The sequence below is a fragment of the Paraburkholderia sp. SIMBA_027 genome (assembly GCF_046535315.1).
In the GTDB taxonomy this organism is placed as follows: Bacteria; Pseudomonadota; Gammaproteobacteria; order Burkholderiales; family Burkholderiaceae; genus Paraburkholderia; species Paraburkholderia tropica.
In genome coordinates, this window is record NZ_JAWRWY010001112.1 from 1 (window position 1) to 254 (window position 254).

At 63.0% G+C, this 254-nt stretch carries 1 protein-coding gene; it reads left to right on the forward strand.

Annotated features, from left to right (window positions below):
- On the forward strand, positions 1-254 hold a 254-nt coding region (locus SB764_RS42575), incomplete at both ends, for a cyclic nucleotide-binding domain-containing protein (protein ID WP_410867118.1).

Genomic DNA, 254 nt, shown 5'->3' on the forward strand with positions numbered 1-254 from the left:
TGTCATCTCCACTGGCGAGATGCTGTTCCGCGAAGGCTCTCCGGCGGAGAGCGCCTATGTGGTCACCAGCGGCGCGCTGGAACTCACCGTGATGGACAAGGATGGGCATCATCGCGTGCAGCGTGTCGCGGGACCCGGAACACTGCTTTCCGAACTTGCGCTGGTGACGCTGGTGGAGCGCAAATATACCGCGGTCGCCCGCGAGGATACCGGCATCATCCGCATCACTCGCTCGCTCTTCCATCGCCTCATCG